The following is a 22896-nucleotide window of genomic DNA, read 5'->3' as shown; positions in this document are numbered from 1 at the left end:
AGCGACCGGCTCGGCGCGGCATCCGGTCAAGACGCCGCCCGAGCCACCGTCGCGGCGCTCACCGTCGCCTCGACGACATCGCACGCCGTATCGCCCGAGATCGGCGATCGCCCCTTACGCGCCGCGCCGACGACGGCATCGAAGCAGTCGCGATAGCCGAGCTCGACGTGCGGGTCGATCGAGCCGTCGATCTCGACGGCGATCTCGCGGTCGGCGCATTGCACGCGGACACGGTATCGCTCGATGTCGAGCGCACCGAGCACCTGCGCGGTGACGAGCTCACCCGCGGGGCCGAGACCGACGAGGGTGGCGACGTCCTCCGATCGGCTCGCGGCCGCGAGCCGCCGCGACACGGCGCCGCCGACGCCCCGCAGCGACGCGCCGAGGAGCGCCGAGGCGATGTCGAAGGCGTGCGCGCCCATCGAGACCGCCGTGCCGCCGCCCTGCGCCGGGTCGTCCTGCCAGTTCCGCTCGGGGGTCAGGAAGTCGGCGATCCCGTGGGCGACCTCGACCGTGATCGCGAGAACCCGGTCTTCGGCGATCTCGGCCGCGAGCCGGCGGACCGCCGGCGCGAACCGCAGCACCGACGAGGACGCGAAGCGGTGCTCGCGCCCCGCGACCACGCGGCGCAGCCGTGCCACATCGGTCGCATCCGCCGCGACCGTCTTGTGCGCGAAGCACGGGATGCCGGCGTCGAGCACCGCCTCGACCCTGCTGGGGACGTCCGACGGCCGCGCCGAGACGATGACGACATCGGGGCGGGCCGCCACGAGCTCCTCGAGATCCGTCGCCTCATTCACGTCGCCGTCGGCGAGGAACCGCTCCCTTCGCGCCGGTTCGTCGGGCGACCAGAGCAGCAGCTCGGCGACTCCCGCGCCACGCGCGCTGCGCAGGTCGGCGAAAGGGTGCGACGCCGCGAGCCCCGCGAAACCGACCCTCATCAGTCGAGCCACTCGTCGAGGTGCGACGCGATGAATTCGTCCTCCGACCGCAGCCACGGGTACTGTGCGTACACCCGGTCGAGCTCGTCGGACTGCCCGGGCGAGAGCGTCTCGTGCGGGTCGAGACACCAGATCCCCTGCAGCAAGCCCTGGCGGCGCAGCACCTCGTGCACCCCGGCGATGACCCCGGCGAAGCCGTTCCGCGCGTCGAAGACCGCAGCATTCGCGTCGGTCGTCCCCGCGATCCGGTGCTCGGCGGCCTGTCGCGCCGCGGGGTCGCCATCGGCGTCCCGCGCCGCGCGCGTCTTCTCGAACAACTCGACCGCGTCGCGCGTCCACACTGCCCAATGACCGAGCAGGCCTCCGGCGAAGCGACGAGGCGCGAGGTCGCCCGAGGCATCCGCGACCCACCACGGGGTGAGCAGGTCGGTCACGATCGCGTCGTCGTTGCCGGTGTACAGCAGCACATCATCCGCGCGGCCCGAGGCGGCGACGCCCCGGACGAGATCGACCGTTCGGTAGCGGTCGAAGGGCGCGGCCTTGACCGCGATCGTCGACGGCTGGTCTGCCAGTCTGCGCCAGTAGTCGGCGGAGAGCGGGCGTCCGCCCACTGCCTCCTGCAGCGCGAAGCCGATCACCGGGAGCACCTCCCCCACCGCCGCCGACCTGTCCAGGAGGGCGTCCTCGTCGAGGTGGGCGAGGCCGCCGGGTGAGAGCAGGACGGCGTGGTAGCCGAGCTCTCGGGCGAGCTGCGCCTCGGCGACCGCCTGGTCGGTGGGGCCCGCCGCGCCCGCGATGCGCACGGTCGGCCGGCCGACGGCGGCGACGTGGAAGGTCTCGGCGGCCAGCTGCAGCACGGGCCTCAGCAGTCCCGCCTCCCGGATGCCGAATTGCGTGGTGTGCACCCCCACGGCGATGCCCCCTGCGCCCGCGGCCGCGTAGTAGCGACTGAGCGCCCGCTGTCGCCGCTCGTCGAGGCGCCGCTCGGCGGACAGCGCGAGCGGGTGCGCGGGGATGACCGCCCCGCGCCGGAGCACCGCGGCGACGTCGGGCTCGAGCGCCTCCCATCCCGGCATCAGAACCGCCCGTCCGTGCGCTGGAACTTGGTCGGCTTGCTCCACATCTCGCCACCGGCGCGCAGCCACTCGGCCTGCTGGACGAGCAGCCGGTCGAGCCCCAGCTCGGGGTATCCGAAGAGGCCATGGCAGCGTGCCGCGTTGCTGAGCAATGCCGCGCCGCTCGGTTCACCGGCCAGCACGGGCTCGCGATCAAGCAGCTCCCCGAGGCGCCGCGCGATCCACTCGACGCTCGCGATCTCCGGCCCGGCGACGTTGAGCACGGACTCCGGCGCGGCCGCGAGGTCGAGCGCACGCAGCACGATGTCGTTCGCGTAGCGCTGGTCGACCACGTTCACGGACCCGACCGTGAGGTCGACCGGCTCGCCGTCCCGCACTGCCCGGGCGATGTCGGCGATCACGCCGTAGCGCGGCTCACACGCGTAGTTGAGCCGGATGATCGCCACTGGCGTCCCGAGCTCGCGAGCGGCGTGCTGAAAGACCCGTTCTCGCCCGAGGCAGCTCATCGCGTAGTCACCGAGGGGCGCGGGTGCGACCGTCTCGTCGGCGCCACCGCTCGCGGCGGGCAGGTACGGATACACATTGCCCGTGGAGAGGGCGACGATACGGCTGTCACGGTATCGCCGCGCGACCTCCGCGGGGAGCACGGTGTTCGTCATCCAGGCGGCGTACGGAGCAACCGACGTTCCGAACTTCGCGCCCACCAGGAAGACTATGCGCTCGGCGGCGGGAAGCTCGGCGAGCGCGGCGGGATCCGACACGTCCGCGACGACCGGGACGGCGCCGACCGTGTGCAGCCGCTCCACCGCGTCGCGGTCGCGCCAGCGTGAGACGGCGTGCACGCGGGAGCGGGACCCCGCCGCCTCGAACGCGGCGGCGAGCATGCCCACGATGCCCACACCCATCTTGCCGCCCGCGCCGAGCACGACGACGTCGCCCCAGTCGCGGACCTGTTCCACGAGCGCGTCGGTCGGCCGCGCGAGCCTCGCGATCGCATCCGGCGGTGCCATCACCGTCATCCCTTCAGCCCTCCCATGGTGATCCCTCGGATGATGTGCCGCTGCAGCACGATGTAGGCGAACACGACCGGCAGGATCGCGAGCGTCGCTGTTGCGAGGGCGACGCCGACCTGGATGCCGGAGGCGCGGCCGGCGAGCGCGAGCCCGAGGGTCACCGTGTAGTTGGCCCGGTCGCTGGTCACCATGAGCGGCCACAGCACGTCGTTCCAGCGCCACAGGATGTTGACGATCGCGAGCGCCGCGAGCGGCGCCTTGCACAGCGGCAGGATGATGCGCCAGAAGATCCGGAACTCGCCGGCCCCGTCGATCCGCGCGGCGTCGATGTAGTCGTCGGGGATCGTGCTTATGTTCTGCCGCATGAGGAACGTCCCGAAGCCGCCGACCAGGAACGGCACGATGAGTGCCGGCAGGCTGTCGAGCAGCCGGATGTCGCGCATGAGCAGGTACAGCGGGATCATCCGCGTCTCGAAGGGAATGAGGAGCGTCGCGAGAAAGCACAGGAACAGCGCCCCACGGCCGGGGAAGCTGCCCTTCGCGAAGGCATAGCCGGTCAGCGCGCTGAAGAAGAGGTATCCCAGCGTCGACGCGACAACGACGATGACGCTGTTCGTGTAGTAGACGAGGATCGGGATGTCGGAGACGGCGACCTCGTAGTTGAACAGCGACGGATCGGAGGGCCAGAACGAGGGGATTCGAGGCATCGCGTCGTTCGCGGACCGGGACAGCGAGGTCGCGACCATCCATGCGAACGGCGTGAGCGTGCCGATGGCACCCACGCCGAGGACGACGAGCAGGAAGATCTGGGTTGCCCGCTCCGTCCCTCGTTGCGACCCGCGCCATCCGCGCCGCTGCCGCAGCGGTCTGCGCCGCGCGACAGCGGTGCCGAGCAGCGGTGTCTCGGGGATCATCGGCTCCTCCTGAATTCTCTGGAAAGGAAGCCGCGGTAGCTGATGAGCGTGATGCCCAGCATGAGCAGGAAGAAGATCACGCCCACTGCGGCCGCGCGGTTCACGTTCCCGCTCTCGAACGCCGTCTGGTACATGTACATGACGATGGTCTGGAGGGATCTGGCCGGCGCGCCGCCCGGCCCTCCGAGCGTCCACAGGTCGCTGAACCTCGCCATCGCGTCGAGGGTGCCGGTGATGAGGAGGAACACGAAGGTCGGCCGCAGGTTGGGCAGCGTGATCGACCACCAGATGCGCAGCGGCCCGGCGCCGTCAATCGCCGCGGCCTCGTAGATCTCGGGCGATATGGACTGCAGCCCCGCGAGCACGATCAGGATGAAGTAGCCCAGACCCGTCCAGACCGCGAGGATCGTGACCGCGCCGCGGGACCCGAAGGGCCCGTGCCTCGGGTCGCTCAGCCACAGGGGCGGGTCTTCGACGCCCAGCGCACGCAGCGCGCCGTTCAAGAGCCCCCAGTCCGGCTGGAAGACGTAATTGAAGATGATCGCGACCGCGACCGCACTCGTGAGCTGCGGGAGGAAGTAGATCACCTTCAGCGGGGTGCCGCCGCGCCGGACGCGGTTGAGCATGGAGGCGAGCACGACGGACAGGGGCAGGATGACGGCGAGGAAGCAGACCGCGAGCAGCACAGTGTTGCCCAGCGCCTGCCAGAAGACCGGATTGACCCCGAGCGACCGGAATTGCTCGAGGCCGACGAACTCCTCCTGGCGACCGCGGGCGGCGAAGAGGCTCTGCCGGAACGTGACGAACGTCGGGTAGAGCACGAAGAGGACGAGGAGCGCGAACGGCGGCAGCACGAAGGCATACCAGGTGCGCGCACGCCAGATCCGGCGGGCCAGTGACCGCCGCGACCGGGCGGGTCGGGAAGCCCGGCCCGGTCGCGGCGAGCTTTCCGAGTGCCGCGACCAGCCCGGCCGCGGCGAGCTCACAGCATGCCGCGACCGGGCTGGGCTGTGCGCCCGGCCCGGTCGCACAGCCCTCACGGGGCGAGCCCCTGGTCTGCGAGCCACAGCTCCGTCTCGGCCTGCGCCTGCTCGAGGGCCTGCTCCGGAGTGAGGGTGCCTGCAAGCGCTCCCTCGAGGGCGGTCTGCATCGCCCAGCGCGGGTCCTGCGAGGCCCACGGGTAAGTGGCCTCCGCGGTGAGCGACTGCTCGAGAATGACGTCGCCGTCCGTCAACGCGGCCACTTCCGGGAGCGCTGCGGCCCCGTCCTCGGTGGCGGGGAGGCGGCCGAGCGAGTCGTAGTAGTACTCCTGCGACTCATCGCTGCCCGCGAGCCACTTGAGGGCCTCCCAGGCCTGTTCCTTGTGGTCGCACTCGTCGGCCATCGCCACCGGCGTGACGCTGTTCAGACCGCCGAGCCCGTCGTCGCCCTTGAAGTTGAAGGAGGTTCGGTACCGGTCGGCGAGGTCCGGCTCGGCGACGAACGACTGCAGGAAGTAACCGGCCTCTCCCTCGGGGATGATTGCGACGACGTTCTGGTCGGTGAGGAACCCCTCGGGCATCGCGTCGGATGAGAGCGCGCCGTCAGGTGCGTACTGGGCCGCGTCGACGAACCACTCGAGCGCCTCGAGGTACTCGGGGGTGTTCCAGTCGATCTCCATCGTCCCGTCGGGATTGACCCGGCCCCAGTCGGCTCCCATCGCGTGGGCGATCGCTAGGAACTGCCACACGGCGTATTTCCCCTGGTACCAGTAGCCGTAGTTCTGCTCCCCTGTGACCGGGTTGACGCCGGTAAGCTCTGCCGCCTTCTCGAGCACCTCGTCCGGGGTCGGGTTCTTCGACAAGGGCTCGACGCCCCACTCCTCGAAGAGCTTGGCGTCCCAGTTGATGACACGGATGCCGGTGTTGCTCGGCAGGTAGAAGAGCTCGCCGTCCACGGTCTCGGCGGCCTTCAGCTGCTCGCCCCAGACGTTCTCGAAGTCGGGGTCGGCGTCGATCATCGTGTTCAGATCGACGAGGAAGCCGCGACGCCCGTAGTCGGCGTAGCCGGGCATCTCGTAGAGGCACGCCTCGGCGGCCTGGATCATCGCCTCGGTCTTCGCGGCGTAGCCGGTCGACCCCTCACCCCACGGGATGTTGATGATGTCGAGACGGATGTCGTCGTGAGCGTCGTTGAACGCCTTCTCGAGATTGGCGATCCCGGGCCGCGGCAAACCGGTCGTGGCGTCGATCCCGTCCTCGTCGGGATAGCCGATGAGCAGTGCGGTCACTTCGACCGGGCCCTCGGACGAACTGTCTCCTGCCGAGCAGGAAGTGATGAGCAGGGCGAGGCCCGCGAGTGCGGCCACCCCCATGGAACGTGCCTGCATGTTGTCTCCCTCGAGATCGGGTGAACGGAAAAACATCATACGACTTACCAACTGCCGAATACGTTAGCGACCGCGCGGGGGCGGGTCAAGACCCGGCCGCCGAGTTCGCCCGGGGGTCACCGCATCGCAACCTGGCGCGCGCGCGCCAGCACGCGCTCGAGCAGATCGTCGGTCCACATCCCCGTGTATACCGCGAGGTCGGCCGCGGTGAAGCGGCGGCGCATGAGGTGACAGGCGCGCAATGCCCAGGCGGCGGCGGACTCATCCGGCAGGAGCGGGTCCCCACCGAATGCCGGCCCCGCACCCGCTGCCCGCAGTGCGGCGGCGAGTTCGCCGGGCCCGGCGACGACCGCCGCCACGACCGGACGGTGCTGCGCCCAGTCGTCGCGAAAGCCCTCCCAGCGTCGCGCGAGGTCCTCGTCTCGCGCGCGCTGGAGCTTGGCCCCGTAGTCGCGCCAGCATTCGGCGGCCATGCCCCCTGATCGATCCAAGGGCGCGAAGGCTCGATCGATCTGCTCGCGCACGGTGTCCGCATCGGGAAGCCGGACGTCACCCACCTCCCCCGCGTCCAGCCGCTCCAAGAGAATCTCCCAGAGGGCCGCCGCGAGGACCGTGGCGGCACCGACCTGGCGCCCGTGCCGGGCCGCGGCGACGCCGGAGGCGTCCGCGCGCATCTCGAGCAGATGGCTGATGGTGTGCTCCATCCCGGACGACGGCGATGTCTGCCCGGCCGCTCCCATCACGAGTCCGCGGAGTGCGAGCAGAGCGGTCAGTCGCTCGAGCGCCGAGGGCTCGGAACGTCCGATCCGCTCGGCATCCGCCAGCAGCGACGCTCCGTACCGACGCGCGGCGAATGCGTGACGCTCGTTCCAGCCATCCCCCATGCGCAAGGTGTCGGCGAGATACCAGTCCGCCGGCGCGACGAACATGCTCACGGTGTCGCCGAACCCTGAGCTGGTCAGCTCCTGGGGTGCCCGGCAGAGCACGTCGGTGTCGGCGATGAGGGCAGCCGGCCACTGGCTCGGCGTCGTCCGCTTCACGCCGTCCACCAGGAGCACGGACTGGTCGTCTGTGTAACCGTCGACGGATGCCGCCGTCTGCACCACCACGAGCGGCCGACCGCCCGCGGCGGTCTTCGCGATGTCCGTGATCGTCCCGGAGCCCACGCTCACCACCGCCGCCGCGTCCCGCACGAGCCGTGTCGCGGTCGCGACCGTGTCTTCGTCCGCGAGCACATCGTGTCCGAGGTCGACGAGCCGGGGCTCGGCGACGCGCGCGAGCCGTCGCATCACATCCGGCTTGAGCGGTCCGTCCGGGCCGTCGATCACCGTCGCGTCGGCCACCACCGCGACAGGACGCCCCGCCACGAGCTCCGCGACGATCGACTCGAGGCGCTCCAGCGCACCCGGGCCGATCTCCAACCTCTCCAAGCCCAGCCGCCGCCGCGCGTCGATCGCGCGGACCTCCACCGACAGATCGATCATGCTCGCTCTCCTCTTCTCGGGGTTCCGTATGCCTCGGCGGACTCGAACAGCCGCCGGTAGTCGGCGTGCGCGTCCCGATAGCAGGCCACGAGAGCCGGATCCGGTTCGACCGCGTGCTCGACGACCCCGACGAGCCGGTCGCTCGCCTCCTCGACCGAGCCGAACTCGCCCCCCGCCATCCCGGCGAGCATGGCCGCGCCGACCACCGCCGCATCCGGCACGCGCGCCACCGCGAGGGGGGCGTCGAGGACGGCCGACTTCATCGCGAGCCATCCGCGGCTGCGCGATCCTCCCCCGACGACGCGCACGTGGTGCCCGACGCCCAGTTCCCGCATGCGGTCGACGACGTCCCGCAACGCGAAGCACACCCCTTCGACGACGGCGCGGGCGAGGTCGGCCGGGCCCGTGGCGAACGAGAGCCCGGCGAACACGGCGTCGACCTCAGGATTCCAGCGCGGCACGAGCGCACCGCTGAGAGAAGGGACGAACCGCACGCCGCGCGCGCCGGGCGGCGACTGCTCGCAGAGCTCCAGCACGCGGGCCTGGCCCACTCCGAGCAGGCCCGCGAGCCACCTGATCGCACCGCCGGATGCGAAGCCCGGGTGCTGCACGAGGTACTGATCACGGATCGCGTGCCGGTGTGTCTCGAGAAGGCGATCGGGATCGAGGATCGCGCCCTCGACGCGCGCGCCGACCGGCTCCGCCGTGCCGACGACATCGACGACGGCGCCCGGAGCCATGCCGCCGCCGCCGAGGTGAGAGGCGTGGTCGTCGCCCGTTCCGGCGAGCACCTCGCAGCGGGTGGTCAGACCCAGAACCTCGGCGACGGGGGCACGCAGAGTCCCGGCGGCAGTGTCGGCGGGGCGGATGCCGGGGAGCCGTTCGAGCTCCAGGCCGGCGAGCTCGGCAAGCCCCGTGTCCCAGCTGCCGGTGCGGACATCCATCAACAGCGTCGAGGACGCCTGCGCAAGGTCGTGCACGACCTCGCCCGTGAGCCAGGCGGTGAGGAAGGAGGCGAGCGAGCCGACGAAGCTCGCCGCGCGCATGTCGTCAGGACGATGCGCTCGCAGCCACATGACTTTGGGCGCGGCGTGCGAGGCGTCGACGTTGAGGCCCGTCCGCTCGAAGACGCGATCGGGGTCGGCGGCGCGCGCGAAGGCCTGCGCCTCGCGGACGGCGCGCCGGTCCATCCAGATCAGCGCCGGCCCGAACGTGCGCCCGTCGCGGTCGTGGAGTACGACGGCGTCGAGCTGGCTCGAGACGGAGATCCGCGCCACATCCCGCCCGGCGACGCCGGCGAGATCGAGTGCGGCGGGCACCGCGACGGCGAGCGCGTCCGTGAACCACCGGGGGTCCTGCTCGACAGCGCCGCGGGCCGGAGCCGACACTGCCAGCGGCGCGGTCGCGATCGGCGCGAGCCCGTCGTGACCGAGCACCGCCGCCTTGACGCTCTGCGTGCCGACATCCACCGCGAGCGCGACGCTCATCGCCGCTCGACCCGTGCGCGGCGCGACCCGAGGCGCACGAGCGCCTCATCCTCTGCGTCGAGCGTCTTGAGGAAGCTCGCGATCTCGGCTGTCCGACGCTCATTCGACCAGCCGAGCTCGACGGCCATCAGGTCCGCCACGGCGTCCGCCGCCGCCCGGCCGCCGTCGGGGGCGGTCATGGTGATCCGCGTGCGGCGGACCAGCACGTCGTCCAGTCGCCTCGCCCCTTCGAATCGCACGGCGTGGACGACCTCGGCGCCGCTCCACCCGGTCGCACCCGGCAGATCCGCGCCGAGTCCCGGCTCGTCGAGGACGATCGAGCGGACTTCGTCCGCGCACGCCCCGTACCGGCGCTCCCAGGCGTCCGTCGGCGCGCCCCACGTCGCACCGACGAGTGGCAGCCGGGTCGTGGGGCACCGGCGCACGCTGCGCTGCAACTCACGAACGACCGCGTCCACGGCGTCCCTCGCCATCGTGCGGTAGGTCGTGAGCTTGCCGCCGACGATCGTGACGTGCCCGGGCTGGGGCTGCCAAAGCAGGTGGCGCCGCGACACGGCCGCCGTATCGGTCTTGCGGGGATCGGCGACGAGGGGCCGCAGCCCGGCGTAGACGCTCACGAGATCCGTGGGATCGATCGGCACGGGGAGCAACGCGTTCAGCTCCGCGAGCAACTCCCGGATGTCTCCTTCGGTCGCGCGCGGGTGCGTCGGCTCGCCGTCGAAGGGCGTGTCCGTCGTCCCGACGATCCAGTGGTCATCCCAGGGCAGCAAGAACAGGACGCTCCGGCGCGTCCGCACGATCCAGGCGTTCTCCGAGGAGATCGTCTGGCGAGGGAGCACGAGGTGGACGCCCTTCGAGGCGCGGACGCAGACCGGCTCGGGGGCGCCGAGCCTGAGATCCACCTCGGGACTGGCCACGCCTGCGGCATTGACGACCGCGGCGGCGCTCACCTCGAACCGCTCCCCCGTCTCGTCGTCGCGCACCTGCAATCGGTAGCCGTCGGCAGTCCGATCGGCGTCCTCGAGCTCCACCCGGGTCAGCACGGCGGCACCCTCACGCGCCGCTGTACGGGCAAGCTCCACAACCAGACGCGCGTCATCGACTTGCACATCCGAGTAGCGCAGCCCGCCGCGAAGCCTCGCGGGCGCGAGGTCGGGAGCTGCCGCCCGAAGGCTCCTGCGGGACAGGTGCCGGTGCCTCGGCACCCCAGGGCGCAGCCCCGACATGACGTCGTAGAGCGCGACTCCGGCTCCGAGGTATGGACGCTCCCACCATTTGGTGAAGGGAAGCAGGAAGCCGGTCACGCGGACGAGGTGCGGTGCGAGCCTTCGCACGAGCAGCCTGCGCTCACGGAGCGCCTCGCGCACGAGGCCGAACTCGAGCTGCTCGAGGTAGCGCAGCCCGCCGTGCAGCAGCTTGCTCGAGCGGCTCGAGGTGCCCTCGGCGAGATCGTGCCGCTCGATGAGCGCCACGCGCAGACCTCGCGCGGCCGCGTCCAACGCCACGCCGCATCCGGTGGCCCCGCCGCCTACGACCACGACGTCCCACCGCTCGCGTCGCAGCGCTGCCAGGTCTCGGTCCCGCTGCGCCGGTCCGATCGCGCTCGAGGTCACGTCAGCGTCCCGCGGACGCCGCGCTCACGCGTTCGGCCATCGCGAGCGCGGCCTCGACCTGCGCGACGACGTCGTGATCCGGGCCGATCCCGCCCTCGAACACGGCGCCGCCGATCGTGAACCCCCACGCGCCCGCCTCCGCGATCGCGTTGATCTGCGCCTCCGTCGTGATCGAACCCGCGACCAGCACCGGACCGGTGCTCGCAGCGACCACCGCCCGCAGGAGCTCGGTCACGGGAGCCGTCCGGTGACGGTATGCGAGCAGGTCGACCCCGTGCACGCCGTCGAGAGCAGAGAGCTCGGCGGCGGAATGGGCGATGTCCTCGACCGACCCGGTCAGCGCGCTCGGATGCCCCACGATCGTCCCGGGGAAGGGCGAGTACATCACCTGGCTGCCGCGGAGCAGCCCCAGCGCGGCCTCGACGTTCGTTCCGCCGACGACGGCATCGACGCCAGCGGCCATCGCCGACTCGATGGAGCGCAGCTCGTCGTCCGCGCTCACGGATACGACCTCGAGATGCACGGTCAGTCCGGCGGCGTGCGCCGCGTCGGTGAGCTCCCTCTGCAGCTCGGGGCTCGCGCCGACATCCTTGAATCCAATGTGACGCAGTCCGGTCGTCGCGACACGGTCGAGCACGTCGAGTGCATCCGGGACGGTCCGGTCGTTGTGGGTGAGCATGAAGACGAACTCGAGCACGGTGTTCCTTTCTCAGCCGGCCGCGGTCGGGCCGGACAATCCGGTGACGTCCAGGAGGACGTGGTCGGGGACGATGTCGGAGTCGCGCAGCGCCTCCTTCGTCGTCGCGCCGCTGAGCACGAGAGCGGAGCGCATCCCGGCCTCGCGCGCCATCGCGATGTCTGTGAGGAGGCGGTCCCCGACCATGACGGCCTCGGCGGCATGAACGCCCAGGCGGTCGAGGAAGCACTCGGCCATGTCGCGACTCGGCTTGCCGAGCACCGCGGCCGCCGCGACGCCGGTCGCCGTCTCGAGCGCGGCGAGGAGCGCCCCGCAGTCCGGGAGCCCGCCCTCCGGTGTGGGGCAGTAGGGATCGGGATTCGTGCCGACGAGCACCGCGCCGTGCCGGATGGCATCGAAGCCCCGGCGCAGCTTGTCGTAGTCGAATGTCCGGTCGAAGGACACGAGCACGACGTTCGCCGCGCGGGGGTCGTCGGTCACCTTGTGGCCGCGGCGCTCGAGCCAGTCGTGGACGAGCGGTTCGGCCAGCGGCAGCACGGCGGCACCCGGGTGCTCGCGGTCGAGGTAGCGACCGACCGAGTCGAGGGCGGTGACGATGTCGGGCTCCTCGGCCACGATGCCGAGGGAGCTGAGCTTGGCTGCGTAGTCGGCGGCGGTGTCGAGCGGCTTGTTCGTGACGAAGACGACGCGCGCACCCCGCCGGCGCAGCCGGTCGACGAGCGCATCGGCACCGGAGATGAGCCGGTCGCCGAGGTAGATGGTTCCGTCGAGGTCGAATGCGTAGCCGCGGTACGCGGGCACCGGGAGAAGCCCGGCAGAAGGGACGACATTCGTCATGTCGCCCAGTATAGATAAGACGTATTATCTATGCAAGAGCAATTCGCACGCCGTTCTCCGCGGCCGCGTACGCCCCGGTGACGGCCGCCAGCGCGGCGCGAGCCTCGGCGGTCGACGCCGCGGGAGAGCGGTCGCGCGGGACCGCCTCGACGAAGTCGGCCACGGCCGCCCGGTAGAGCGACCGCCGTCCGACCTCGAGCCGCGTCCACTTCCCGGCAGGCAGAGCCGCATGCGGCGAGCGCAGATGGACGTCCACGAAGTCGCGCGCGCCACCGAGCTCGAGGCGCCCGTTCTCGCCCTCGAGCTCGACACGCTCCTGCAGGCGCGCGCCGGAGCTTCGGGCGGAGGCGGTGAGCGTGACGATCGCACCGCCGGTCATCCGGTATACGGCGCCCGCCCAGTGCTCGACGCCCTCGGACGGCGACACCTCCGCGACAACGCTCGCGTACTCGAGACCGGTGATGAACCGCACCATGTCGAGCTGGTGCGCGCTGTTCATGAGGAGCACGCCGCCGCCGGCCGTCGCCCGGTCGGCGCGCCAGGCGACCCAGTAGTCATCGGGCTTGTCGATGACCGTCTGGATCCGCGCCTGCCGGACTTCGCCGAGGGCGCCGTCGGCGACGAGGTTGCGCGCCGCGAGCACAGCCGGGTCGTGCCGAAGCACGTACATCACGCCGACCGTTCTCCCGGCCCGCCGCGCGGCCGCGTCGAGCGCTTCGAGCTCGGCGGTCGAGAGGGCCGCGGGCTTCTCGACGAGCACATGCTTGCCCGCCTCCAGCGCGCTCACAGCGACCGGAGCGAGCTCATGGTGCGGCGTCGCGATGTACACCGCCTCCACCAGCGGATCCTCGACGACCTCAGCCACTGAGGTCGCCGGGCGCCCCGCCACGCGGGCAGAGTACGCCCGCAGCCGAGCCGGGTCGGGATCGTACATCGCCTCGATCCGTCCACCCGGCAGATCGACGACCGCGTCGGCGAAGTCCGCTCCCGCACCCCCGCAGCCGACCACTCCGAAGCGCATCGTCACCAGCCGGTCGCGAAGGGTCCTGCCACGTGCGACCGCGTGCCCACATAGCTGTCGCCGTATCGCTCGAGCTCGAGTGCGAGATATCCCGGTGCGCCCTCGCCCTCGACGGCCCAGGGCCGGACGAGCCGCACGGCGCCGGGTGGCGTGAGATGGGCCGGATGCCACAGCCCGGAAGCGTCTCGGGACCACTCCTCGAGGTGCCAGCGGCCGTCCTCCTCGCGGCTGATAGTCACGCGGCCGCTGGGTCCCGCCGGCGGGAACGCCAGCCCGCCGACATACATGCCTGCGTGGATGTAGCCGAACACATCTCCGGTCGGCGCCAACCGCTCCATGCGCCAGCCGTCGTCGGTCAGCGTCGCGACCTCGTACGCGCCATCCACCGTCGCTTCGTCGCCCGCGAGCTTGGTCGCGAAGCCGATCTCGAAGCGCTCCCCCCGACCGACGTCGAAAAGGTTGAGCGTGCGGCCGGACGGTGGCCCATACGCGAGATCGAGGACCGCCTCGGTGAGCGGAAGGCCTTCTCCGGTGAGCACGTTGCCGATCCGCGCGCCGTCGGCCGGGCGGGTGATTTCGCCGGTCTCGAGATCGACGACGCACGCGAACACGTCGCGCACCGGACGGTGCCGATACTGCTTCGGGTGTCCTGAGATCGCCACGCGCACCGTGCGCCGGTCGGGCAGGAGGACGGTCGGCATGTAGACCTCCTGGTCGGTGTCCAGTGCGATGAACGGGACGCCCTCGGTCCAGGTGGCACCCCAATCCTCCGAGCGGGCGACGCACCATGCGGTGACTCCGGCCCGGGAGAACAGCAGCAAGCGGTCGCCGAACGGGTGCAGCTGCGCGTAGCTGGTCACGCCGGGGAACCGGATGCGCCGCTCCGGCTCCCACGCCGTCACGTCGAGCGGGCGGCGGCCGACCCGGAGGCGTACGAACGGCTCCTCGTCGTGGCGCGCGTAGGCACACAGCGGCGGGCGCTCGCGGTGGACGAGGAGGGCCGGGTTGTTGTGGTCGTCGTCCTCGATCCGGGCGAGGACGGTCCGGGACCGCGTGTTCCCGTCCGGCTCGATCGCGGCCACGACGATCTGACCGACCTCGTCGATGACACCCACGTAGAGGTCGCCGTCGACGGCGGTTGCCCGAGGCTTGGTCCACCAGCACCACGCACCGTCCGCGAGGAGGCGAGAAGAGAACCCATCCACGGTACCCCCAAGTAGTAAGACGACTTATCTACGGTATCGGACTGTGCATCTCGTCGTCCACCCCAGGAGGGTGCGGAGCCGGCGCTGGGCCGGCCCCTATTCCGGCTCGGCGGAGATCGGGCCGGGACCGCGACGATACACCCGCAGCTCGATCACCGACGGCACGTGCCACTCGAGCGAACGCAGCACCGGCACGCCGAGCGGATCGAAGTCGATCTGCTCGATGTACTGGAGTGGGCTTCCCTCGGAGACCTCGAGCAGTTGAGCGAGTCTCCTGTCCGCGATGACGGGGGTGACGATCGCCTCGCCATGCTCCACTGGCCGGCGCCGCTCCGAGAGCATCCGATAGAGCGAACCGTGGAAGGCCTTCAGATCGCGCTCGACGTCGACCACACCGGGTGGCAGATAGTCGATCGAGAAGATCGCCGGTCGCTCGCCCGCCACCCGGAGCCGGCGGAGCTCGACCACCTCGGACCGCGGCTCGACCTGAAGTCCCTCGGCGGTCTCATCGTCCGCGGGGACGAGTTTCGCGCTCAGAATGCGCTTGCGCGCGGTGCTGCCTGCGCTCTCGAGGTACTCGGAGTAGCTGAAGTTGGTGTCGAGCGAGTTCCGCAGGGCCGGACGGAAGGTGACATAGGTGCCCGATCCCTGACGGCGTACGACGTAGCCGTCCTCGATGAGCCCGCTGACCGCCTCGCGCAGCGTGATCCGGCTGACATCGAAGCGCTCGCGCAGATCGTCCTCGTTCGGCAGCTTCGACCCGGGCGGAAACTCACCGCGCACGATGGCCTCTCGGAGCCCGGCACGGACGACGTCGGCGAGTAGTGGACGGGATCTCATTGGCTTGCTCAATCGGCGACTCCTCGGCGAAGGTGATGCATTAGACGTATTATCTCAGCTCCCTGCGACGTTCGCGTCGCCTGGATCGGTCCGGCGGGACGGCGCCGCCACCCACGAGGATCGCACGCACCGACAAGTGGCCCGATCCATCGCGGATCGGGATGCCGGACCTGGCGACGCCGCTCGTTCGTCACGAGTGACGCGATGGTATGAGAATCTCGCGCGAACGCTTACATTTGGCTCAGGACGGTCGCCCGCACCGTCGAGAAGGCGCACCATCGATGCCGTTCCGGAGCAGAGAGACCCTCGAGGGGTGGCTTGCAGAGTTCAACTCGCTGGATTATCCGGTCGCGGGCGCGTTCAAGGTCATGCAGCAGGACGGCGAGGACGGCGCGAACACCGGTCTGGTCGGGGTCGAGCTGGCCCACGCCTCGACCGTGATGTACGTCCATCCCGAGGCGCCCTACTCGGAGCGGTGGGTGGTGACGATGGAGGCGCGAGCCGAGACGATCAGCCTCGACGCTGCGGAAGTGATGCGGCTCGCGGCGGAGCTGTCCGTCCTGTCCGCGCTGTGCGCCTTCCTGCAGGCGAAGTCATCCTCGTTCGTGGGGGTCGACGCGCCCTGACCCGCTGGCCGGGCCTCGTCCGGCGCCGTAGTCGTTCGTCGACGTCGTCCACGATTCGAGCAGCTCCGCGAATCGAGCCGCGTCGGCCTCCTCGCCCGCGAGCACCGCGTCGTCGAACGCGCTGTCGAACCGGGTGAGCTGAGCCCACGGCTCATCTCCGAGGTCGACGGTCACGCTGATCCGGTTGACGCGACGGTCGCTCGGGTCGAGATCCCGCCGCACGATCCCCCTGCTGACGAGCCGGTCGATGAGCGCGGTGACACCCGGCGAGGTGATGCCCAGATGCTCACGGAGCTGCGAGGGGCGGATACCGGGATGTGCGGCGATGTGCAAGAGCGCATTCGCATCGCCTTCGCCGATACCCAGCTGCTTGCGCGCCTGCGCGAGGGCCTCCGAGCGTGCGCGCACGTACGCCAGAAGCGCTTGGCGCACGCTCGATTGCCCCGTTCGTCCGTTCGTCACGGAAAGCTCCTCAGCATCGGCTGCCCCCAGCGTAGCGCCTCCCGAGTTAGATCGGTGAATATTTCGCTGCTTTACCTAAATTAGTGAAATACCTGCTAGAGTGAACATTCCTGGACGAGATCGACGCACACGGCGTCGCCCCATCGCATTCAGGCCGATCAAGGAGTGGACATGGGGCACCTGTATTACGGCACCAGCACCGAGCCCATCGAGATCCCCGACAGCCTCCTCGCCCACCTGAAGGTCGTCATCACGACGAAGCTGCGCCGCAGTGAGAGCTTCACTCTCGCGTGGCGCCACGAAGGGATCACACAGCCCGGCCGATCGGCGATCTGGCTGCAGCACTCGATCCCGCTCCGATTCGTGTTCGAGTCGCCCGAACCTGAGCAGCTGCGGGCATCCGCCCTGCAGGAGTTCGTCAACCAGGCCAATTCCTCCGCCGGGCTGACCGTCGACGTCGACGCATGGATGGACGAGGCGGGGCTGGTCCGCGTCTCCTGACTCAGTGCACGGGCGCGTGAGCCGGCGAAGGCACTCGCACCCACGCCGTCCCGAATGCGGGGAGCCCGATCTGTCGACCGTGCACGCGCACATCGACCGGATCGAGGTCCATGTTCGCGACTACGAGCTCGGCCTCCGCTCCGCTCGGCGAAACGAGCGCGACGGCTGCGATGGGCGCGACCGCGTTCGTTCGCCACACCGACCATCCGCGGCGTCGCGCGAATCGCTCGATCACATCCCGCGCGGGCGACGACATCCCGAGCTCTGGGCCGAAATACCGCAGCGCCGACGGTGCGTGAGGGGCCGCAGATGCCACGCTCGCCACGACCCACGCCGCGGCGAGTTGCGAGTCCCACCGCTCGCGCGGGCCGTCGGCCGGCACGCACGCCATGTAGTGGCCGATCTCGTCGCGCCAGTCCCCCGCCGTGTCGAGGAAGGCGATCGGGTCGAGCACGATGCGCGCATCGGGTGCTCTGGTCCTCGCCGCCTGGAGCACCTCGCCGTGCACGAGCGAGGTCTCGGCGACGGACTCCGCGTCCGCGGCGTGGACGGCGCCGTTCACCGCCAGCCGCACCGACGACGGGACGGCCGGGAGGGGACGGGCGAGCAGGTCGGCGAGGCCGCCCGGAGGCGCGAGCTCGTCATCGGCGAACCGAGCGGCCGACACCGCGACCTCGCACAGCCGGCCGGCGGGCGACAAGGCCTCGACCCGCGGGATCCCGGATGCCGCATCCGCCGCTGCCGCGGCATCCGCTTCGATCCTGACGAACTGCTCGAACACCTCCCCCGCGACGGCGTCGAAAGGCCATCCGTCCGAGACGGAGTACGCCTTGAACGAGCGATCCGTCCAGTTCCGCTGATCCTCGAACTCGAAGGGCGCGCCGTCGAACCGGATCACGACCTCGGCACCCGTCGCCGGCGAGGTGCGGAGCACGCGGAACGGCCGATGGAACGCACGCGACCGCGCAGGCTGATCATCCGACCGCGTGGCGATCGCGTCCGGCAGGTCGACCGTCCACGCCTCGTCTCCGTCGGTCATATCGGCGGGCCGGCCCGCATAGTCCGTGCTCGACAGCAGCACGCACAGTCCGATGCGGGCGTACGAGAAGTCACGCAGAGCGCGCGCACGCGCGCCGATACGCAGTGTCTGGGGCGTGACCTCCCACGTGAGCTCGACATCGACACCCTGCGGACCGTCCGTGGTCGCCGTCACCGTCCGCACGAAGCGGTCCGCGAACGTCTGCTCGCGAGCATCCGTCATGCGAAGCGGAACCGTTCGCCACAGCGGGTCGCGGACGGCGAAGAAGACCCTGTCGACGATCTCCGTCCCATCGAAGGAGATGTGGCGCGCGTCGAACCCGTCCTCGCGATCCGTTCGCGTGGACCAATGTGACCACTCCACGTCAGCCCTTGAGCGCGCCCTGCACGAGCGCCTCTTCCATTCGCCTGTTGAGGATGATGTACACGATGAACACGGGGATGATCGAGATGAGTGTGCCTGCGCAGACGAGTGCGTAGTCCGTGATCCCCTGGTTGCCCTGAAGCGTCGGCAACGCGACCTGAATCGTTCGCTTGTACTGGTTGGCGCCCACGATGACGAGCGAGTAGATGTACTCGTTCCAGAACCCGATGAAGTTCAGGATCGCGACGGTCGCGATGCCCGGGCGCACGAGGGGCACGTAGACGCTCCACAGGATCCGCAGGCGGCCGGCGCCGTCGATGCGCGCGCTCTCCTCGAGCTCGGGCGGGACGGTGCGCATGAACTGCGTGAGCAGGATCACCGCGAGCGGCTGTGCGGATGCCGGGAGGTAGAGGATCATGAACTCGCGGTCGGCGTACAGCCCGATCTGGATGGCGAGCAGCAGCGTCGGGATCAGCGATGCGAAGCCGGGGATGAGGAAGCCCAGCGCGTAGAGCCGTTCCACGAATCGCCCCAGCCGGCCGGTCGACCGGGCCAGCGCGTACGCGGCGGGCACCGCGAGGACGATCGTCAGAAGCAGCGACGCGACCGTGATGTAGGCCGAGTTGAACAGGGCGGCAGGGATGTTCAGCCGCTCCCACACCTCGACGATGTTGTCGAAGCCCGATGTGAAGGTCGGTGTGAACGGCTGCCCGAGGATCTCGACGCGCGGTTTGAACGCCGAGATGAAGAGCCAGTACAGGGGAAGCGCCAGCAGCAGCGCGTACGCGACGACGAGCACGTACGAGACGACGATGCCGGGCGTGAACCGGGTGGGGCGGCGACCGGCGCGGCGACGACGGCCGAGCTCGATGCCCATCGCCTCCTCTGCGACCGGGGCGGCGGCTTGCGACACGATCGACACGTCAGTACCTCGCACGAAGGAAGCGGCGGATGACCAGCAGGCCGATCACACCGACGACGAACAGAAGGATGCCGATGGCCTGGCTGTATCCGACATCGGCGTCCTCGTAGCCGAACCGGAACACGAGCCACGACAGCGTCTCGGTCGCCCGGCCCGGACCCCCCTGGGTCAGGATGAGGATGAGACCCGCGGTGCCGAAGAACGTCCACAGGAACTGCAGCATCGTGAGAACGCCGAAGTAGTCCAGCGCGATGGGGAAGGTGATCCCCCACATCTTCTGCCAGTGACCTGCGCCGTCAAGGTCGGCTGCGGCGTAGATGTCCTCGTCGATGCCCGACAGGCGGGCCGAGAAGAGGATCGCGTTGAACCCCGTGCCCGACCAGATCGTGACGACGATCAGACAGATCATCGCCGTCGACGGATCCGCGAGCCACGCCCGCGCCAACTCGGGGAGGCCGGCCGACGTCAGGAACCCGTTCACGAGGCCGACCGGCCCCAGCACCGCGACGAACAGCATGCCGAGTGCCGAGATCGAGATGAGTGCCGGGATGAACAGGATCACTCGGAGGATGCGGTGTCCGGGCAGGCGCAGGTTGAGGAAGTACCCGAGCATGAACGACAGCAGCATCATGATCGGCAGCGTCGCGAACAGGTGGATGGCGGTGTTGACGGATGCGTTGAGGATCCGGTCATCCGTGAACATCCGCTCGAAGTTCGCCCAGCCCGCCCACGTCGGCTTCGCCGCGAGACCCTCCCAGTCGAGGAACGCGATGTAGAACATCGCGAAGAGCGGCCCGATCGTGAAGATCAGGTACCAGATCGTCGACGGCGCGGCGAGGAGGATGAGTCCCCGGTCCCGATTGCGCCGGCGCCCGCGCGCCGAGGACGGCGCGACCAGCGTCTCCGTTGTGGTCATGTCTCGTTCCTTCCGTGTGGCGGGCCCGGCGCCGTCGGCGCCGGGCCCGCGCAGCACGCGATGCGGCTACTCGTACTCTGCGTCCAGCTTCTGGCAGAGGTCGGCCCCCGTCGTGCCGCTCTGACCCAGGAACTCGCTCGCGATGGTCGGGCCCCAGTCGGTGCCCGCAGGAAGGTACGCGTCGGGCAGCAGCAGCCAGTCGGTGTTGTCTTCGCCGAGGGCACCGCCCGCGACCACGAGCGGAGCGCTCGAGTCGGCGCCGGCGACGATCTCGGGCGTGGCGTCGAGGATCTGGCTGGCCTCGCTCACCCAGCCCTTCAGGACGTCGTCCGAGTAGATGTACTCGAAGAACTGCTGGACCGCGTCGATGTTGTCTTCGGCGTTGGGCGTGATGAAGAAGCCTGCCGAGTGACCGTTGTACGCCGTGGGAAGCGAGTAGTGGCCGCCGTCGGGAACGGGGAAGCCCGCGAGCTGCGTGACATCCCAGATGTCCTTGCCGCCCTCGTTCGTGTAGGCCCACGAGCCGGACGGCATCATCGCGGCGGCCCCCGTGAAGTAGGCGTTCGTCATCTGGTCGCCGTCGTACCCGGCGACGTTGTCGACGAAGACGCCCTCGTCGCGCATCGTCGCAAGCAGGTCGAGACCCTCCACGACGTCGGGGTCGCACCAGCCGCCCTCGCTGAAGACGGTCGCCATCTTCTCCGGATCGACGTACTGCTGGCCGAGCCAGGTGATGAAGTTCTGCGCCGTCCAGTCCTTGCCGCCGAGGGCGAACGGCTGGATGCCGGCCGCGCGCAGCTTCTTCGAAGCGTCGAGCAGGTCGTCGAACGTCGCGGGGATCTCGTCGACGCCCGCCTGCGCGAGCAGCTCGGTGTTGTACCAGATGGGCCAGTTGAAGCCGATGAACGGGAAGCCGTTGACGCCGTTGTCGTTCGTCCAGAAGTCGATCGCGCCCTGCTGCAGCTTGTCGGCGATGCCCCAGTCCTGCATGTAGTCGCCCACGTCGACGACGAGTCCGTCAGGCAGCCAGTCGGCGCTCGCGGGCGTCAGATTCAGGATCACGATGTCGGCCTGTTCGCCGGCGAGAGCGGATGCCTCGAATGCCTCGTCGACGTCGTCGTTGTTCACCTCCTCCACCTGGACCTCGATGCCCGTCTCCTCCGTGAAGGCCTCGATGTTCTTCGCCAGCTGGTCACCGGTCGCGTTGCCCGTGGTCCACGAGGAGAGGATCGTGATCGTCTGGTCCGCGGACTCTCCGCCCCCGCCGCCGGCGCAAGCCGTGAGGCCCCCGGCGGCGATGACGGCGGTGCCGAGGATCGCAGCGATCCGCTTTCCGCTCGGTGCTGTGTGCGCCATGTGATGGACACTCCTTCTTCTACAGCTCTGTAGTGGTCGAGTGGTTCGGCCCGCCGTTGGGTGCGTTTCTGAACCGGTTCACATCGTCACACGCGCCGTGAGGAAATGTCAAGCGGAACGGTTGGGCTTTACCGGAACGAGACCGGACCGGTCGATTCCCGCGGCACGAACCGCGGGTTCTGCGTCCACACCGGCTCCGAGAACCGGCGACCGTCGACGGCCTCGAGCAGCAGCGCCGCGGCCAGCCGTCCGTCCTCGAACGGATGCTGGGTGACCGTCGACAGCGCGGGATGGAGATACTGCGCGACCGTGATGTCGTCCCACCCGACCACCGACAGGTCTTCGGGGATCCGCAGGCCGGACTGGAACGCGGTGCCCATGCCCGCGACCGCCATGAGGTCGTTGGAGTAGATGATCGCCGTCGGAGGATCCTCGTGCGCGAGAAGGCGCTCGGTCGCCGCGCGACCGCCGATCGCGGTGTAGTCGCTCTCGACCCACCACGAGTCGTCCAGGCCGCGCTCGCGCAGCTCGCGCTGGTACAGCTCGCGCCGCACGCGCGCGGACACGCCCGCCTGCGGACCGACGACCTGCGCGATCCGCTTGTGGCCGAGTGACGCCAGGTGCTCGATGACGTCGCTGATCGCATCCGACTCGTCGTAGAGCATGACGGGCATGTCGGTCGCCGCCGGTGGGCGCCCCAGCGACACGAACGCGAGCTCGTGCTCGACGAGGATGTCGAACCGCGGGTCGCCGTCGCGGTGCAGGTCGACGAGCACCATTCCGTCGACCCTGCCCTCGCTCGCGAGGCGGCGGTACGCCGCGACCTCCGCCCCCGGCTCGTGCACGACCTCCGTCACCAGGGAGTACTGCGACGTGGACAGCACGCTCTGCAGACCCGCCATGAGGCTCGTGAAGTACTGGTCGCCCGCGAGCGTCTCGGGCAGCGTCTCGAAGACGAGCCCGATCGCGTAGGCGCGCGACGACGACAGCGCACGGCCACGCAGGCTCGGCGTCCAACCCATGCTGCGGGCGACCGAGACGATGTGCGCGCGCGTGGACTCCTTGACGCCGGGGCGATCGTTGAGCGCATACGACACGAGCGCCTTGCTCACGCCGGCGGCAGCCGCCACATCGCTGATGCGGACGCTCTGCCGGCGCCCTGTGGTCTCGCTCATGCCGCGCTCTCCATGATCCTTCGCGCTCGGAATCCCACGA

General features: G+C 70.0%; 22 protein-coding genes. 2 read left to right on the top strand and 20 right to left on the bottom strand.

Annotated elements, in window-relative coordinates; genetic code table 11:
* Positions 1-26: 26 nt before the first annotated feature.
* The 14 genes from BJ991_RS05290 to BJ991_RS05225 form a co-directional block, all read right to left on the bottom strand.
* Positions 27-941, bottom strand: a complete 915-nt coding sequence (locus BJ991_RS05290; protein WP_179488110.1) for a Gfo/Idh/MocA family protein — start codon at positions 939-941, stop codon at positions 27-29.
* On the bottom strand, positions 941-2017 hold the full coding sequence (locus tag BJ991_RS05285) for a dihydrodipicolinate synthase family protein (RefSeq protein ID WP_179488108.1): 1077 nt from the start codon (positions 2015-2017) through the stop codon (positions 941-943). Before BJ991_RS05285 ends, BJ991_RS05290 begins: the two co-directional genes overlap by 1 nt.
* Positions 2017-3036: an NAD-dependent epimerase/dehydratase family protein gene (locus tag BJ991_RS05280; RefSeq protein ID WP_218852874.1), complete on the bottom strand. Its 1020-nt coding sequence runs from the start codon at positions 3034-3036 to the stop codon at positions 2017-2019. The genes BJ991_RS05285 and BJ991_RS05280 overlap by 1 nt, the downstream gene beginning before the upstream one ends.
* Positions 3033-3944: a carbohydrate ABC transporter permease gene (locus BJ991_RS05275; protein ID WP_179488106.1), complete on the bottom strand. Its 912-nt coding sequence runs from the start codon at positions 3942-3944 to the stop codon at positions 3033-3035. Before BJ991_RS05275 ends, BJ991_RS05280 begins: the two co-directional genes overlap by 4 nt.
* Complete coding sequence (locus tag BJ991_RS05270; protein ID WP_179488104.1) at positions 3941-4798, bottom strand: ABC transporter permease subunit; 858 nt, start codon at positions 4796-4798, stop codon at positions 3941-3943. Before BJ991_RS05270 ends, BJ991_RS05275 begins: the two co-directional genes overlap by 4 nt.
* Positions 4799-4980: 182 nt before the next feature.
* A complete protein-coding gene (locus BJ991_RS05265) occupies positions 4981-6312 on the bottom strand; it encodes an extracellular solute-binding protein (RefSeq protein WP_179488102.1) in 1332 nt (443 codons plus the stop codon).
* A gap of 116 nt (positions 6313-6428) precedes the next feature.
* On the bottom strand, positions 6429-7796 hold the full coding sequence (locus tag BJ991_RS05260) for an iron-containing alcohol dehydrogenase (RefSeq protein ID WP_179488100.1): 1368 nt from the start codon (positions 7794-7796) through the stop codon (positions 6429-6431).
* Positions 7793-9283, bottom strand: coding sequence for a xylulokinase (locus tag BJ991_RS05255; RefSeq protein WP_179488098.1), 1491 nt, complete (start codon positions 9281-9283; stop codon positions 7793-7795). Before BJ991_RS05255 ends, BJ991_RS05260 begins: the two co-directional genes overlap by 4 nt.
* Positions 9280-10896 carry an FAD-dependent oxidoreductase gene (locus BJ991_RS05250; protein WP_179488096.1) on the bottom strand — a complete coding sequence of 539 codons (1617 nt, stop codon included), beginning with the start codon at positions 10894-10896 and terminating at the stop codon, positions 9280-9282. Before BJ991_RS05250 ends, BJ991_RS05255 begins: the two co-directional genes overlap by 4 nt.
* 1 nt (position 10897) lies before the next feature.
* Positions 10898-11593 carry a beta/alpha barrel domain-containing protein gene (locus tag BJ991_RS05245; protein WP_218852873.1) on the bottom strand — a complete coding sequence of 232 codons (696 nt, stop codon included), beginning with the start codon at positions 11591-11593 and terminating at the stop codon, positions 10898-10900.
* Positions 11594-11605: 12 nt separating this feature from the next.
* Entirely contained in the window at positions 11606-12430 is an 825-nt protein-coding gene (locus tag BJ991_RS05240; protein WP_179488094.1) for an HAD-IIA family hydrolase, read from the bottom strand.
* A 28-nt stretch (positions 12431-12458) separates the two neighbouring features.
* The gene (locus BJ991_RS05235) at positions 12459-13451 is read right to left on the bottom strand and encodes a Gfo/Idh/MocA family protein (RefSeq protein WP_246301260.1); all 993 of its coding nucleotides are present in this window, start codon (positions 13449-13451) and stop codon (positions 12459-12461) included.
* Between the two features lie 2 nt (positions 13452-13453).
* Complete coding sequence (locus tag BJ991_RS05230; RefSeq protein ID WP_179488090.1) at positions 13454-14656, bottom strand: BNR-4 repeat-containing protein; 1203 nt, start codon at positions 14654-14656, stop codon at positions 13454-13456.
* A 96-nt stretch (positions 14657-14752) separates the two neighbouring features.
* Positions 14753-15496, bottom strand: coding sequence for a GntR family transcriptional regulator (locus BJ991_RS05225; RefSeq protein ID WP_179488087.1), 744 nt, complete (start codon positions 15494-15496; stop codon positions 14753-14755).
* 281 nt (positions 15497-15777) lie between these two features.
* Between BJ991_RS05225 and BJ991_RS05220 the strand changes: the two genes are divergently transcribed.
* Positions 15778-16122 (top strand): hypothetical protein, encoded by a 345-nt coding sequence (locus BJ991_RS05220; protein ID WP_179488085.1) that lies wholly within the window; start codon positions 15778-15780, stop codon positions 16120-16122.
* Here BJ991_RS05220 and BJ991_RS05215 read toward each other — a convergent pair.
* Positions 16090-16584 (bottom strand): MarR family transcriptional regulator, encoded by a 495-nt coding sequence (locus BJ991_RS05215; protein WP_179488083.1) that lies wholly within the window; start codon positions 16582-16584, stop codon positions 16090-16092. The two genes, BJ991_RS05220 and BJ991_RS05215, sit on opposite strands and share 33 nt — an antisense overlap.
* Positions 16585-16755: 171 nt before the next feature.
* Here BJ991_RS05215 and BJ991_RS05210 point away from each other — a divergent pair, with 171 nt between their 5' ends.
* Complete coding sequence (locus tag BJ991_RS05210; RefSeq protein WP_179488081.1) at positions 16756-17085, top strand: DUF7882 family protein; 330 nt, start codon at positions 16756-16758, stop codon at positions 17083-17085.
* Between the two features lies 1 nt (position 17086).
* Here BJ991_RS05210 and BJ991_RS05205 read toward each other — a convergent pair whose 3' ends face one another.
* The 5 genes from BJ991_RS05205 to BJ991_RS05185 all read right to left on the bottom strand — a co-directional run bounded on the left by BJ991_RS05205 (position 17087) and on the right by BJ991_RS05185 (position 22856).
* The gene (locus BJ991_RS05205; protein ID WP_179488079.1) at positions 17087-18487 is read right to left on the bottom strand and encodes a D-apionate lactonase family protein; all 1401 of its coding nucleotides are present in this window, start codon (positions 18485-18487) and stop codon (positions 17087-17089) included.
* A gap of 1 nt (position 18488) precedes the next feature.
* Positions 18489-19409, bottom strand: a complete 921-nt coding sequence (locus tag BJ991_RS05200; RefSeq protein WP_218852872.1) for an ABC transporter permease subunit — start codon at positions 19407-19409, stop codon at positions 18489-18491.
* A gap of 1 nt (position 19410) precedes the next feature.
* The gene (locus BJ991_RS05195; RefSeq protein WP_179488077.1) at positions 19411-20325 is read right to left on the bottom strand and encodes a carbohydrate ABC transporter permease; all 915 of its coding nucleotides are present in this window, start codon (positions 20323-20325) and stop codon (positions 19411-19413) included.
* Between the two features lie 66 nt (positions 20326-20391).
* Entirely contained in the window at positions 20392-21681 is a 1290-nt protein-coding gene (locus BJ991_RS05190; protein ID WP_179488075.1) for an ABC transporter substrate-binding protein, read from the bottom strand.
* Positions 21682-21809: 128 nt separating this feature from the next.
* Positions 21810-22856 carry a LacI family DNA-binding transcriptional regulator gene (locus tag BJ991_RS05185; protein ID WP_179488073.1) on the bottom strand — a complete coding sequence of 349 codons (1047 nt, stop codon included), beginning with the start codon at positions 22854-22856 and terminating at the stop codon, positions 21810-21812.
* Positions 22857-22896 lie beyond the last annotated feature (40 nt).

The organism is Microbacterium immunditiarum (genome assembly GCF_013409785.1).
Lineage (GTDB): Bacteria > Actinomycetota > Actinomycetes > Actinomycetales > Microbacteriaceae > Microbacterium > Microbacterium immunditiarum.
The sequence above is the reverse complement of the archived record's forward strand: the minus strand, read 5'-3'. Positions and strand labels throughout refer to the sequence as shown.